This is a genomic window from Rhizobium sp. P1_B8, from assembly GCF_056406515.1.
Map to the genome: position 1 here is coordinate 1 of NZ_JBFTZZ010000089.1, position 521 is coordinate 521.

Here is a 521-nt window from a genome sequence, read left to right on the forward strand (position 1 = left end):
GGGGATGTCACAGGCATCAGGTTCTACCGCAGCGCCAACGACAACGGCCAGAACGTCGTCGACCTGTGGAGCTCGACGGGCACCAAGCTCGCCACTGCCACTTTCACCACCACCACGGCGAGCGGCTGGCAGACGGCGAACTTCACGACGCCCTTCACCATTGCCGCCAACACCGCCTATGTCGCCTCCTACCACACGACCGGCGCCTACGTGGCGACTGCCAACTACTTCACCGCCGCCGTCACGAACGGTCCGCTGACGGCGACAGCCACCGGCAACGGCGTCTACCGCTATGGCGGCTCCGCCACCGCTGGCATTTTCCCGAATGCCACTTTTGGCGCCACCAACTATTGGGCCGACGTTGTCTTCCGCCCCTCGAATGCGAACAACACGACGCCGACGGCGGTCGCCGATGCGGGGGACGCGACGGAGAAGGGCGGTGTCGCCAATGGTTCGGGCGGCGTGGTTGCGAGCGGCAATGTGCTGACCAACGACACCGATCCGGATGCTGGCGACACCAA

At 65.5% G+C, this 521-nt stretch carries 1 protein-coding gene; it reads left to right on the plus strand.

From position 1 onward, the window contains the following. A partial coding sequence (locus tag AC1D2N_RS36240; protein WP_477983040.1) for a DUF4082 domain-containing protein occupies positions 1–521 on the plus strand: 521 nt, incomplete at both ends.